We start from the raw sequence: 14164 nt of genomic DNA, 5'->3' as shown, positions 1-14164 counted from the left end.
CAGAACGTGAGGTTTTGGAGACTACCGGGTGACGAAGCTAGGGTACTCAGGAATTTCCCCCAGGAGGAATCGGGCTAGCAGTCGAGCTTGAACTTCGAGGATGCGGCGATAGCAGATTTTGTAGCCAAAAATCGGATGAGTGATTTCTGTTTCCATGCGTCGCTCGTAAGCTGCGATGACGCTCTTGCGACCAGCGGGCGTCATCGCGACCGCTCCGGCTCGTTGAATGAACGAGTCAGCGTTGACTTCTCCATTGTTGAAAACCATGAGGGCTGCCGAGTCAGCGAGAAGCGGTCGGAATTCTTCAGCCAGGTCCAGTGCTAACGACGGCCGACCGTATCGCGGTGTATGAAACACGCCGAGCATCGGATCGAACCCGACTGCTTGCAACACGACAGTCAATTCTTTCGTTAACAAGCTGTATAGAAACGAAAGGACCGCGTTTACTGGATCGCGCGGAGGTCGGCGGTTGCGCCCGTTGACCGCCAACGCTGGGTGATTGGGGAACAGTTGAAAGAAATCAGCGAAGTATTCTTTGGCTGCCATTCCTTCCAGGCCAAGTAACGATTCTTTTGATGTCACCCGTAAGGCTCGTTGATGGTAGTCGGTTAACTTTGCGAGGACCGGAGACTTTTTGTCATGAATATGGCGACGCAAAAGAGTGCGGCAGTTTTTGATTTTGCCTGCGATCAGCTGTTGAGCAACTCTCAGCGAACGCTCATCATCTTGAGCTGCTGAGTATTGTTGAATTCGCAGTTCGATATTCTTGTGAATAAACCCAGCCGTGATACTGTGAAACCAGCCTCCATAGGAGAAGTGGCAGATCGGAATTCCACGCCTGGACAACTCGCTGACGGCTTGTGCTGAGAGCATGACGCTGCCGAACAGGCAGACTTGTGAAACATCGAGCATGCGCACGCTTGCGAGTTGCTCTTTCTTGACCTTGATGGTCAATCGCTCAGCCGATTTCCCTATGAAGGCTCCCTGCTCGGAAACGTATAACGGGAGTGAGTTGTTTTTGGTAGGCAAGAGTCGACGCGGTGGATCAGTGGGACTTGGTAGGCGTGATGGAAGATGTGGTTTCTCTGTATCACCTTGGTCCACAAGTGGTTCCAGTTGCAGCAAGTTCGTTTCGTCGGGCAAGCAAATTCCAACCAAAGAACAGCGCGGGCATTTCGGGCTGTCGTCCAGCGGAGGCGGTATGATTCCGGCGTCGGCAGTCGCACGGAAGTCGAGCACCAACTGACGTGTTCGAGTGACGAGTTCCTCATCGAATGGAATCACCACTCGCCGTTTCGAAGCGATGAAGTACAAGACTCCTTCGTCACATTGATAACCGTTGTCTCGCAAAACGAGACCTTGAGCACATAGCTGGACGCGCTCGGGTTCGTAGGCCCCTTCGGGGACATCCGGAACCTTGCCGCGTTTATAATCGACGGGAGTTGCAACATCCCCTTCGAGTTCAACGAGGTCGAGCTTGGTGATCAGTCCTTCCTTATCGGATGAAAGCGTGATCGAGCGGGCATGGATTTGCTCCGCAGCGTCTGCCGTCACTTCCTTTTTCTTCGACGGTGCTTGAACTTGCTTACGGTCGGGTTTATCGACTACGCGATGCCCGAAGCTACCTTGCTTCGTTTCCAGATTGTCAGCCCATTCCCCCTGCACCCATTCAAGATAACCTAACCGTGGGCAGTAGGTGAATTCGTTCAGCATTCTCACCGGCAGTAGAGCATCGTCAGGGATTTTGTCGGAAGTCTGAAGAGTGGAAACAGATGTCGTCGGAGAAGAACTCGACGACATCGACGCGCGTGCATCAGGCCCTTGAATCATCGTTGATCCTTTTTCGCGGTCGGATTTCAACCGTTTCGCGAAGTTGACTGGCTTAGTCACACTTTAGAGAGGAAGGAAGATTGATTCTGCCCGCGGGGATCGCTGCGGCAATTGACAATTGTCAATGCCGCATGACAAAACGTCTTGTTAACGACCGAGCGAAACTGAACTTCACTTCGTCATAAGAAAGGAAAGCCAACCGTGGGTCACGGAACCCCGGCGTGATCCAGTGGCAAACCGTCCGCAACCATAAAATGAATCATCCGTGTGTGATAGGAAGTCCATTAGAGTCAATCTAGAGTAACACCGTTATTAACCGTTTGCAAATTATTTCTTAAGATCTTCTGCGGCAAATAGTCCACCACCAAGATACCTTGTTCTCCCAAGAATTAATGGACCGACAATTGCCTGTTGAAACGTCAGTTCCAGTTTCCCAGCTAGTGGTTTGCCTGGCGCTGAAGTGTATTCGAGCACTTTGACCCGTGGGCGCGGAAGGCCTCGTTGTTCACACTCTGTAATGATATTATTGGCCAGAACTTCGTCTGGAATTGATTTCTTCGCGTGACGATTTACTGTATAGGGCGTTAGAGATCGCCAAACCCGCGAAGGCTGAAAGAGCGGATCTACCGTGGAGTCAATATAAGTGGATGACAGCGTCAATAATCCGCTCCTTCCGGCTCGCAAACTGACGAACTGTGCGACCGCAGTTTCCAATTCCAGAAACTGGTCTGTGAAATTTTGATGAATTCGTCGGTCCATTAGGCCTGGATCGATGATCAGCAGTCGCTCTTGTACAGGATCGAAGATGAACGCAAGGTGTGGTTCGTTCTCTGATTTGGCAGGTTGACCGTTCGATTGGTGTCCCGAAAAGTACGAGTTCAAGCTCTTCATCCCAGTTACCTGTCCGCATCGAGACATCACAGCACGTCGGAATGCTCTGCAGAGCTGAATTGGGGTAAAATTGGTCGAGAGTCCTGAATCAATCGAAAAGCAAATCGCACGATTAGGCTCCGATATTGGGCGAAATAGTCCCAAGCCTACGAATCTGCCATTACCAACAATGATTGGTCCGGAAACCGGGCGATCAAACTCAATGGTGGAGTGCCAGAGACCATGTTTGCTGAATCGAGTTCCCTCAGTGAATGGCTCTACGCGAATTCCTCGTTGATCGAATGGCTCACGCTGCAATCGGACAGAGTGCAGCGATGCAGGAATGCCAGCGTGCCGTAGCGCCTGCGTCAGTGCGAACGATGCCCGCTTATGTTCCGAGTACTTTTCAGTACCTGTTTTCTTTTCACGATCATCGCTCTTGATTCGTTGAGGATCGATCCGTCGCCGTGCCGCATCAGGCAAGGCCAAGGGCGTGACTGATCGCCAGATCCGAGAGGGTTTGGCAACTCCATAGAAGCCGAGTTGAGACTGATCATGAGAGGAGGTCAGAATGATCGGTTTACCAAGTACTGGATGATCTATCCGCAGTCCGGAAACTGCCCAAGATATGTCGTCGGCACGCAAAGGGCACTCGCTTGGTACTTCGACAAATAACCGGCGAATTTGCATGTCCGCCTGCATATGCCCGATCGAAGGTAGAGGAATGATTCGAACACGCTCTGATGTTGGACCGGAGTTCACCCCACTCGGTTTACGACCGATCAGAACGCGGTCGATCTCGGCCAAACGATCCTGCATCGCCTTCTTCATCTTCCTTGCAGCGGCATCGCGGACGTGTTTGATCAGTGACGCGGCACGCTCCAATGGCCAAGGCAGAAATCCTGCATCGTCTGATTCACGGAGTTCGAATACAAAACGCGACGTGGTTCCTTCGTAACAGACTTTCTTCCATTTTGGCTTGGGACGCTGCCGAAACGTCTGCCCTTTGCCATCGGCTGTTCTGGCGAATTGATGGGCTCCTGCGAGATAACGCTGCTGCAGGCTCATGAGCGATCCGGAAGTTGGGCAATCGACGCCTCCCGTTCCCGTGGATGGATATCGAACTATGCCTGCATAGGAATTCAAGTGATCTCGCAGTTCGTCCTCAGACAAGATTTCCGCCCACGCCCAAGCCATGTCGACGCATCGTCCTAATTGATAAATTCTGTCAACCAGTGGCAAAAGTTTCTTTGCAGACTCAGTGGCCCGGTTGTCTTCGAGTTTCCAAGCAAAAAGAAATGGAACTGCAGAATCGAAGATAAGCGGAGCCATTTCTTTCTTCACGCGAATTTCGCCAATTCTTCGATAGTCACCTTGTTTCGAATCAAGGTCATTGTTCGGTACATAATTCACATGCGGTTTCTGGGACGTTGTATACGGTGTCGCAATGATCGGATAGCTCTTCTGACTTTCGAGCCATTTGAGCGCCTCGACTGTTCGTTCGTTTAGTGGACCGCTGATGCCCGCTCCCGCAACGAGGGCTTGGAACAACCTCGCCGGTGAAGGAGTTCCACCCGAACCGTGATACCAGCCTTCGTGAAGGCGGACGGAAATTAACAGGGAGTCGCTCATCATTCGGTCTCCCCATCTTCCTCAGTACTCTTACCCAACAGATCTTTCGCAGCCTTCAGATCGAATTCATGCTCTCGGCCGAGTTTCAACTCGTCCCAAGCCTTCTTGAAAGGCTTGGAGTGTTCACTCGCATATTCTCCAGCAACTTTCCGCGCGTCGTCCGAAACGAGGTCAATCGGCGCATTCTTGCCTCGCCTCGGAACGATCGACCACTGGTCCGCATCATCGGCATACCGCAGATGGCATCCTTCCCGCAGGAATAACTCAATATCAGTCGTACCGGAAAGAATGGAGAGGGCGAGCAAATACTTTCTAAGCGAATCACTGTGCTCACCGCCGTTCAACCCCCGCAGTGCCACGAGATTGATCGTGACATCCCGCTGAATCGGCCCGCGAGCGACAATACCGCCTAAGACGCGACGACCATCCTTGTACTTTACAGCAGGGGCATCCTTGAATCCCTTCTCGGAGAGCTTCTTTCCTTTTGGAAGAGCTTTCTCCAGACCTGATTTCTGATCGTCGTCGAGTGCCTTCCAGATCGAATTGAATTGGGCTGCCGTGTGGAGTTCATCGACGTCCCACGCCCGAATGATCGAGCGGACTAGCCGCGGGCGTTTCTCTCCAGAACCGCCGCGCGAATCCCAGCAACCGAACAACAAGGAAGTGGGAGCGATTGTGCACAGTAATGAGGCATCGCCTGTCTTCCGCATTGTCGCAAATGCTTCAGCAACTTTTGGGAGTAACGTCGGTGACGACTGCACTACTGCATCGGCCGCACGATGGGCCAGGTCAAACAGTGACCGCTTCTCTTTCCAGGGATTTTCGCATTTGTCAACCTTCGGCTTTGCCTTTTTGCACTCAGCGCATTCACCGCAGCCTTCTTTGCGGAGTATAATGTCAATCTGAGGCACCAGGTCTGCCAACTCGCTGCCGGATTTAAAAATTGGTTCGAGTCGATTGGCTTGCGAACCAACGCTGTCGATGAGCGCCACTCGTGTCCCATCCGCTAGTTGATCAACGTTGTAGCCAATGTCGGCGTACGTTGGCGGATAGACAATCTGCGGCTCGTCCTCGTCCCCTTCGACGGCTCGAAGGCGCTGCTTCAAGTGCAGCGCGACCGGTCCTTTAGGATCGGTCGCCCAGGAATCGAGCAGTTCTGCAGTGAGTTTGGCAGATGAAACTTTTGATTCAGTCATTGGGGAGTTCCTCGTAAACATTGGTGATGCAGCGTGCCTGTCCTTCTTTACCTGGCCAACCAAGGTCCATTCGAAAGACTCGCTGTGAAAACGCCAGAGCAGGTGCTCCCAGCGACGCACGCAAAAAAATTGGACGAAACAGATTAGATTCCGTTGTTACTTCCAAAACGCCGTAACGATATTTCAGCTTTGAGATGAATTCCGGTCTCGCATGCGTTAAACCGATGGCAGCCAGGATCTCAACGAGCGGATAGCCAACAGTCATGAAACGTGTAGGCGCATGCTTGTTGATTGAGAATCCGATATCGAGAGGGATGTAGTCACGTCGCCAATCGAGTCGAAAGCTACTGCTCTGCTCCGCCGAGAGATTCAATGGGTTAGAAACTGCGTCGTCAATTCTGTTTCGAACCAAATCCAGCCCATCTCGCGCCAGAGCGGCTCCGGGGTATCCGCCAGAACCTGCCCAGAATTTCACGTTGTCTCGAGATGTGATGCTGCGACCATCCCCCCAATAGTCGAGGACAATCTTCGCACCTGTTTTATCGTCGAATAATATTACGGGGAGAGTCGCGGGACTTTCTTGAATGGGATACGGGAACGGTGCTTCTTCAGGTAACAGCGTCGTCGGAACGTTCCATTTGTCTGTGGTCAGTTCACAATATTTGGGTGAGCAAGAACAGACTTTCACCTGCGCGAGAAATCTCAGAGCGACTTCAAAAGGGTTCTCCTCCCCATCTGCCCGCAGTCGAAACCGCACATCAGATTCGTCGGTCCAGTCGAAGCCCCCTTCGGCATTGCCGAGTAGAATCTCTGCTGCCTCCAAAAATCCTAAGCAGGCAAAAACTTGACCAGGGTTCAGTAGATCGACTGGGATCGATGCTTCAGACATCGGGTTCCTCCTCTGCTAAGTTGTCCTTCTCAGTTGGATTGGACTGGGATTCATCCAGCAGTCGCGATGCACGTTGGTCGGAGGCTCGAAGCAGTGATTCCCACCACGCCAACCCCCACGGTCCCCAGCGGCGCTGTAGACGCGCGAACCGCAAAGCGACATCTCTAGCACGGTCTTCTAAAGCGGACGGCGGTAGATCTTCACATCCCGATGTGCGAATCACAGGCCGAGCGAAGCCATGATGAGCCGCAACTAAATGCACAGCAAGATCTTGCAAATCGGGACTGAGCGACTGGAATTCAGAATCACGCTCCAGGTACGGCAGGGACCCAAATTCATGGCGGTAGCCATTGAGAAAGCGTGGCTTTACGGGACCACAGGTCTTTGCAAATGGTCTTCCCTCTTTTGGTGCAGAAAACGCGTCCTGCCAGAGTTGGGATTGCTTGCCTTCGTCGTGTAAGCGCGCGGCAACCATGAGCATTCGCGCATACTCTGCTGGCAATTCGTGCAGGGCAGCGAGCCGCTCGGCCTCGCGCACTGCCCATTTCTGATGTGCTGCCAATGCCTGAGTGGTCTTGGTGATCGCTCGAGCATCTTCTGAGGTAGTCGTGACTCTTTGCTTTTGGACAAGCAGCCAGGACTGCGGTTCTCCAAGTTCGGAGACACGCGAGACGAACCGGTAACAAGTTAGCCAGTTCGGGTCGTCAGGTCGACTTTTGTCGTCGGTCATTCGCACTCGGAATTCCGTTATATTCCAATTTTCATTGTCGCCCGTTAGGGAATGCTCAAACTTGGTGGTATCGTCAAGCAAACCACTTTCGCTCAAGCCGCCGAATCGAGCGTCGATAACAAGCGTATTGTTTGTGATCACACGCTGAAACTCATCTTTCTGCCGTTTAACCCGCTTCGAGTCACTCCCGTCGAATGTAAGATCTTTTAGCGACACGAAACGCTCAACCGAGAGTGCTCGACCAAGGATCATGGCAACGATTGAATCGTGCTTCAGTTGCCCCGAAAGATCACCGTCTTCGCTTGCAGGTTGATTGCCACTTAACTTCTTCAAGAGGACCTTTGCTCGTTTGATCATCCAATCGAAAACGCACCGCGATTCAGTTTCGAGCGTCTCGCTCAGATGAGGCGGAGCCTGTTCGAAGAATTCGGCAGCGTCAGCCAGTTGTCTCTTCTTTGTTGCTGAAGAATTCTGGCAGACAGGTAGATGTCTGCGCCAGATGACGGTCGTTTGTGGCTCGTCGTCCACCCAGCCGCGCAGCCAAGGGGCGACAACCGGACGCCCGGTATGTTTTTCTAGTGAAGTCATCGACCAGGCGTCGACGATGGGCCGGGTCAGTGCGGGGCGCAAGGGGGAGGGAGAAGTAGCTGCAGTGATCATGTCGCTCAGGTGATCGACACTCTCTGCTTTGATTTTTAGTTCACGAATGGCTCCCGGACTGGCATCATAGACATTGTGTTGATTCGGGAGGCTACATAGCGGAGCTCGAAAAGTTTGGATTTGCTGCAGTGCCCTCACTACCTTCTCTTGCTCCGCCTTCTTGCGTCGGTTATCCGGTTTCTGGAACAGCTTTAGAGTTTTGTTATTCATCAGGGGGCTGTGAGGGATGACAACTACACTCGCATCGCCGTCTCCTCGCCTATTGACACGACCGAGCCGCTGCACCATGCGTTCCCAAGAGACAAGGTCGCACACCATGTGGTCTGCATCGAGATCAACGCCGACTTCTCCAGCACTCGTAGCGAATAAAAACGTGGGTTTTTCTGGTGCGTTCGTATTGCTGGCTAGAAATCCGTGAGACTCAAGCCACTCTGCTACCCGCTCACGCTCATGCACTCGTCGAGCTCCCACGAACAACTCGGTAACGATTTCAACGGGATCGCTCCCTTTTTTCTTATCCCCTGTTGCTATTTTCTCAAGAGTCTCCTTCGCCACTTCAGCAACATCTCGGCTGTTGCTGAAGACCATGATGCGGCCTGTCATGGTTCCCTGTCCAGAGAGCCCCCACGCTTCTTCTGCAAGCAATCCTGCCAATGATTTCGATCCATCAGATTCACGAAACGACAATCGCTTGGTTGCTTCTAATCTTTTTTTGGCGACTGGGTGTATTAGATCAGCGTCAGTCAGCCTCCATATCTTTCCGGCACTACTCCGACCCGTAGCAGAGAGCGACAGGAGTTTAAGATTTGGAACCAATCCAGCCAAACTGCGATTTGGACCAAAGCTGCTCTCGTCCATGACCAGTGTTTGCAACATCATTTCGAATGGCGGAACCAGATGCGCCTCGTCTAATACGAAAAGAGTGTCAGCTCCGAGCAATCCTGCATGATAAGGGCGCATCCCTCGGGAGACACCGTAGCCTTCGAATAGCAACCGCGAACCGATCATGTCGACAGTACCAACAATGATTGCTGGTGCAGCGGGGTCTTCCAACCATTCACGATTGTCAACGTATTTCCCTCGTAGTGTGGAAATCGGCAGACTTTGCTCGATCCTCAAGCCGAGTTGTGATTTTACATTCGGCAAGCTGTCCACCCAAGTCCGCAGTCTCTTTGCTTCATGAGTTGCCTGATCAACGACAGCCTGACGATCCACTATGTAAACCAAACGTCGAGGCAAGGAGGCTTTTTGCGAACGTGCCACCAACCAAGCCGCCATTACGCTGGTTTTTCCTAGTCCCGTGGGAATATCGAGTGAGGTCCGATTGCCAATCCCATCGAGGAGGTTTTTGATGAGATCACACTGCCAAGGAAACGGCGACTCATTGCCCCTTAGTCCTAGTGCCTGCCTTAGCTCATTACCAAATTTTCTATCCGACCCGAACATTTTCGACCTTTCAGTTATTTCAATATGCTGGGCAGTGATTTCTTCTTGCGGAGGGCAACGAGTTTCCAGAGAAGGGTTTGTTCGTCATCGACCCCGGTTGTGAGTTTCGCGGCAGCGAGGAATTCTTCTCGGTAAAACGGTTCTCGCTGTCGGTTTTAGGAGTCCTTGCCCGAGAGGGAGTCTGGCTGTTTTCCAAGTTTAAGGTCGAGGCTCGCGCACAGATTGTCACATGGGCGAGGCTGCGGGTTGCGTCTGTGGGAGCAAGCTGGTTGCTCAACGGGTAATCCGGCGCCTTGCTGTTGCGCAGTGTTGCTACGGGCGGTCTTCTGGCTGACGCCGAATTCTTCAGGGAATTCTTTCAAGATCCAAGCTGCACACGTTTTAATTAAGCTATTTAGCGATAGCCACGGTTGCAGGTGATTAGTTGCGCTTACCAATTTTGGCCCTCTTTACATCATTTCAATCCCATTAGGATAACCGCAGTTCATTTTTCAATCAACCATCCTTTTCAAGATGTAATTGATCGACTTTAATGTTAGCGGGCCAAGGGGAGCAGGTGGGACACTGCATGTCCGACCTGACGTTAGAATTCTCAAAACTCGATGATCGAAGCTTGAACCGATTCAGCTTTCCCGTATTGGAATCGTCACTCTGGTTTCAAAACGCTCGCACAAAAGCCACTCATCTTGTCGTTCGTGATCTTCTTCGCCTCAGACGCGAAACCTCCTTCAGTCGCCATTGCCTGTAAGCATTTTCAGGGCACAAGAACTGGGCAGAGACTGGTATGGCTCTCCGAAATCGTCTCGAGTCAGTGTGGCGAGGAAATCTTACCTGAAGGCTAAGGGCGCCGAGAACGCGAGCAGGGTGGCCCGTCAATTCTCCACCCACAAAAAGCCTGATGCGGATGCTCTGGTCTCTGATTAGATTGCAGAGCAATGCCGACTTCCGAAAAAGGAGCACCAAGTCGGGTTCGTTTTACACGATTTCGATCCTCACTCAAATCATCTACGTGACAGCATACTCGACGTGAGTAGGATCGGTATCAAGAGGGCTAACGATTCGCTCAATGAGGTGAAATTGATTAACACACTCTTAGATCACTCTGAGGTACCTTTGCGATCTCGAACAATACTTTTGTGTGACTGTACTGCCGACAGCGAATCGCCTCGGGAAAGTCTCAAGCAAAGAGTCGTTCGCTGAGTTCACATCTCCAACAAACGCCGCAATCAGACAGCACTGAAGATGACTGAAAAGCAAAGCATCATTGTCAAAGTCGTTGAGGAGTCGAGCGAATCTTCGGTTGGTTCAAGAATTTACGCCGACTCACGACCGGCTGGGAATTCTACATACACCTGCACCAAACGTTCTGGCCCCCGGGGAGAAGTTCACCATCCTCAAAGAGTTTCAGGACTGATTCTAAACAATTTGTTCGTTCTTGGGAACGTAACTCGCTTGTACTAAATACTGCAGTGTCAACTATGATGAGAGCGAATTCGTTCTCTCATATTGTGGAAAGACTGATGCTGAATCATTTTATTGACTTGAAATTTCCGAGAGCACTTTTCGTCATCTTAGTGCTTGTGAGCAATGCTGCGGCTGCGGATAAGGGAGTTTTTAGTGCTGGGGCAGCAAAGGTGGATATCACACCCGCACTCGGTGTTTCACTCGACGGCCCGATCAGTAAGAACGGTGTCGTTTCTGGAGTAAACGATCCATTACATGCGCGGGCACTGGTTCTCGATGACGGACAGATTCGATTGGCAATCGTTGTCTGCGATACATGCATGATTAGTCGTGATGTCGTCGACGCAGCCAAGCGACAAATCGTGGACAACTCAGCGATCGCTATCGAACGGATTCTGATTGCGGGCACACACACTCATGCAACTCCTCGACTGACCCATGTTGGCACCACTCCTCTTGATGACCATTACCACTCACTCGTTTCGAAGCGAATCGCTGAGGCTGTTGAAACAGCGGAGAAAAACCTAGCACCCGCCAGTATTGGGTACGGCTCATTCAGCCGTCCTGATCTGATTGCCTGTCGGCGATTCTTGTGTGAACCCGGGAGTGTTGAACCTAATCCATTTGGAGAAACTGGTGAAAGAATTAAATCTGTTGCAGGAAAAAGCACTGCGGTTATAGAACCGGCTGGACCTGTTGACCCACAATTCTCAATCCTTTCGATTCGACATACCGACGGACACCCCCTGGCAATCTTGGGAAATTTCAGTGTCCACTACTGCGGAGGCTACCGACGTGGCATCGTGAGCGCTGATTACTTTGGGCAGTATGCACAAGCGCTCGAAACTGAGCTCGACAAGGAGACTGAGCATCCACCGTTTATCGGAATCATGTCGAATGGCACTAGCGGGAATACCGGAGCCATTCGCACCGATGGACGAAAATACAAACCCTATGAATGGCTGACTCTGGCAGGTCGGATGCTGGCGCAAGTGACGATTTCCAGCCTTAAGAAGATCGACCATCGTACAGATGTTGATTTGGAGATGCAGCAGAGAGATCTCAGCCTGAGTGTTCGTCGACCTGATCAGGCACGTATCGACTGGGCCAAAGACCTATTGAACAATCTCGATCAACCACAACCACACCGTTGGTCGAAAGTCTATGCTCAAGAAGCAATCCACCTCAGTCAGTACCCACCGACGATGCCGATGATGCTGCAAGCCATTCGGATCGGAGACATTGGCATAGCCGCGGCTCCTTGCGAAGTGTTTGCCGAGTCCGGATTGAAGATCAAGGAACAGAGTCCCCTCAAACAGACTTTTACAATCGAACTGGCCAACGGATATGGTGGTTATTTGCCTCCAGCCGAACAGCATGCACTTGGTGGCTACGAAACATGGCCTGCCCGTTCCAGCTTTCTGGAAGTGGAAGCAGAAGCCAAGATCAGACAGGGTCTGCTGGAACTATTGACACACGTTGCTCAGGATGCAAAGCCTTAAAGACGATTGCACGGCATCGTGATTCGCTTTTCCAGAACCCTGGTTCCGGGAGACACCCATTCGTTTTCGAAGACATTCCAAAGCAATGGCGCATGAAAACCTGCGTACGAATTCGAAAAAATATCTCCAGCGATCCAAACAGTAAAGTGTAAAGTTTTCAATACCAACGCCCCCAAAGAAAATAAATCACGAACGTGCCCCTCTTGAAAGAACTCGGTGTACTCTCTGGGAAACGCCTGGATGCAGATGGCATCTGAATAGGGCAGTGTCATCACGAACAGAGCCACCTCCGTCAATTCACCATTCAGCAGGACATCGGCAAAGCCAAAGTCCACCTGAGCTTCCCTTGGTGGATGGGACAGTGGAAGAAAGACCTCCTTGTTCTGTTGTCGGAGTCTCTGCACCGCATCAGCAACACGCATCAGCAACAATTGTCAGACCACCGTCGTAGCCATGCTCATCACGAAGTCGCTCAAAAATCCGATGAACCATATCCCGTTGTTTGCGATGAGGCTTCTTGCGTCGATGACTCGGCGGTTCGGTGAACGTCAGGATTTTTCCCAACGTCTCCCAGTGAATCTCATACCTACGACACGCTGCACGCTCGCTGATCTCGCCGTTGAGCACAAGACGGCGGATCTCCACCCACTTCTGCATCTCCGTGAACACCCGTCCCTCGCTGCCTGAGATTCAAACGATTGGTCAAAGACCAACAGTCTGAACACCTGACAACAAGTGATCATCTGGTCGCTACACTTTTACCCCGAAAAACATCCCTTCAACAATCGCTACATTTTCTGACTGGTGTCTACATGCTGCCGACTTGACTCTCTCACCGCTCGGCTCGTTTTGCAGCTTCGTGTAGCATAGCGACTTTGGGATTGATATCCCTTAGAACGTCGGTCCATTGCGTTCGGTGGTTCTCCAGTGGGTCAAGGAAGCCGTTTTCGTTGCGGGGGGCGTCGCCGCGTTCGGCTTCGTCCCATTGCTCCATGTAGCCGCAGTGGTGCCAGCCGATGTAGTACGGTGTTGACATCATGCCGCGAAGCATCTCTTCGTACAGACGCGCGACGTCTTCGAGCGACTTTGCCCCGGTGCGGAACCCCTTCACGCCCCACTCCTGTTGCTTCGGTCCCGCGAGACCGAAGCAACCGTCTCCATTGAAGATCGGTTTCCCGGTGGCTTCGTAGATCATGTCGCACAGCTTTCTGTCCTTTTCCCACGGGCCATATGCCTGCACACAGACGACATCAACGTGCTTCTTGATTGCTGGCAGCATGAAGTCGTAGTGCCACATCACCATGTTCTTGTCGCCAAGAATCAGATGGTTGGGGTCTTGTTTGCGAATGAGCCTCGCGTGCAACGAGTACCATTGTTCTGCAATGATTGGCATGAACGTCAGCATGTCTTTCTTCGCAGAGGCGACGTCAGTCGCGTTTGACCAATCCGTTTGTCGTGCCATCTCCGTCCACGAAATCCCGTATGTCGGGCTGACCGGCAGGCCCCAGACTTTGGCGGCCGCTTCCGCATTTGGATAACGCTGCTTCAAGTGCTCCAGCCACCGCCATTTCCCCGGTGACGATTCGCCCAGTGGCAGGATGGCATTGATCCATGGGTAGATCATTGTCGTATCATTCTGTTCCGCCTGCTCACCACGACCCATCACCCAACTGGGCACATCGGTGTAGAGATAGCCAATTGAGTTCCTTTGACCTTTGTGCAGCTCAGTGACTTCATGAACTCTCGCTGCCACATGATTCTCGAAATCCACTGAGAACACATCTGGTCTGGGCCCGCGACCACGCCGTTCCTGCCACCCAACGCCGTTAACCGTATTTCTGGATTTGAAAGAAGTCTTGATGCGAATTGGGGTTATGATGATTCTTTGGTTCTCAAGCTAAAGATCATCAACCTCAACCCGAAAGGAATCGGGGATGTCGCATCA

The 14164-nt window shown here is 51.9% G+C and carries 10 protein-coding genes; 2 read left to right on the top strand and 8 right to left on the bottom strand.

Annotation, left to right across the window (positions count from 1 at the left end; all coding sequences use genetic code 11):
- Positions 1-21: 21 nt before the first annotated feature.
- The 5 genes from cas1 to cas3u all read right to left on the bottom strand — a co-directional run bounded on the left by cas1 (position 22) and on the right by cas3u (position 9253).
- Positions 22-1830, bottom strand: coding sequence for a CRISPR-associated endonuclease Cas1 (gene cas1 / locus ACN0YR_RS00050; protein WP_417847151.1), 1809 nt, complete (start codon positions 1828-1830; stop codon positions 22-24).
- A gap of 327 nt (positions 1831-2157) precedes the next feature.
- Complete coding sequence (gene csb2, locus ACN0YR_RS00045) at positions 2158-4335, bottom strand: type I-U CRISPR-associated protein Csb2 (protein ID WP_417847150.1); 2178 nt, start codon at positions 4333-4335, stop codon at positions 2158-2160.
- Positions 4332-5528 (bottom strand): type I-U CRISPR-associated RAMP protein Csb1/Cas7u, encoded by a 1197-nt coding sequence (gene cas7u / locus ACN0YR_RS00040; protein WP_417847149.1) that lies wholly within the window; start codon positions 5526-5528, stop codon positions 4332-4334. Before cas7u ends, csb2 begins: the two co-directional genes overlap by 4 nt.
- Positions 5521-6417 (bottom strand): type I-U CRISPR-associated protein Cas8c, encoded by an 897-nt coding sequence (cas8c, locus tag ACN0YR_RS00035; protein ID WP_417847148.1) that lies wholly within the window; start codon positions 6415-6417, stop codon positions 5521-5523. Before cas8c ends, cas7u begins: the two co-directional genes overlap by 8 nt.
- Positions 6410-9253 (bottom strand): type I-U CRISPR-associated helicase/endonuclease Cas3, encoded by a 2844-nt coding sequence (gene cas3u, locus ACN0YR_RS00030; RefSeq protein ID WP_417847147.1) that lies wholly within the window; start codon positions 9251-9253, stop codon positions 6410-6412. The genes cas8c and cas3u overlap by 8 nt, the downstream gene beginning before the upstream one ends.
- A 77-nt stretch (positions 9254-9330) precedes the next feature.
- Here cas3u and ACN0YR_RS00025 point away from each other — a divergent pair, with 77 nt between their 5' ends.
- Together ACN0YR_RS00025 and ACN0YR_RS00020 are read left to right on the top strand one after the other, a co-directional pair.
- Complete coding sequence (locus tag ACN0YR_RS00025) at positions 9331-9537, top strand: hypothetical protein (protein ID WP_417847146.1); 207 nt, start codon at positions 9331-9333, stop codon at positions 9535-9537.
- 1236 nt (positions 9538-10773) lie between these two features.
- A complete protein-coding gene (locus ACN0YR_RS00020; protein WP_417847145.1) occupies positions 10774-12219 on the top strand; it encodes a neutral/alkaline non-lysosomal ceramidase N-terminal domain-containing protein in 1446 nt (481 codons plus the stop codon).
- On the opposite strand, the gene ACN0YR_RS00015 is transcribed toward ACN0YR_RS00020, so the two are convergent.
- The 3 genes from ACN0YR_RS00015 to ACN0YR_RS00005 form a co-directional block, all read right to left on the bottom strand.
- Positions 12216-12554: a hypothetical protein gene (locus ACN0YR_RS00015; protein WP_417847144.1), complete on the bottom strand. Its 339-nt coding sequence runs from the start codon at positions 12552-12554 to the stop codon at positions 12216-12218. The two genes, ACN0YR_RS00020 and ACN0YR_RS00015, sit on opposite strands and share 4 nt — an antisense overlap.
- A 73-nt stretch (positions 12555-12627) precedes the next feature.
- A complete protein-coding gene (locus tag ACN0YR_RS00010; protein ID WP_417847143.1) occupies positions 12628-12876 on the bottom strand; it encodes a hypothetical protein in 249 nt (82 codons plus the stop codon).
- Positions 12877-13051: 175 nt separating this feature from the next.
- Positions 13052-13990, bottom strand: coding sequence for a hypothetical protein (locus ACN0YR_RS00005; RefSeq protein WP_417847142.1), 939 nt, complete (start codon positions 13988-13990; stop codon positions 13052-13054).
- Between the last annotated feature and the right edge of the window lie 174 nt (positions 13991-14164).

Origin of the sequence: Thalassoglobus sp., from assembly GCF_048270125.1 — a bacterium.
Classification (GTDB): Bacteria; Planctomycetota; Planctomycetia; order Planctomycetales; family Planctomycetaceae; genus Thalassoglobus.
This window is presented reverse-complemented; position numbering and strand designations above follow the sequence as displayed.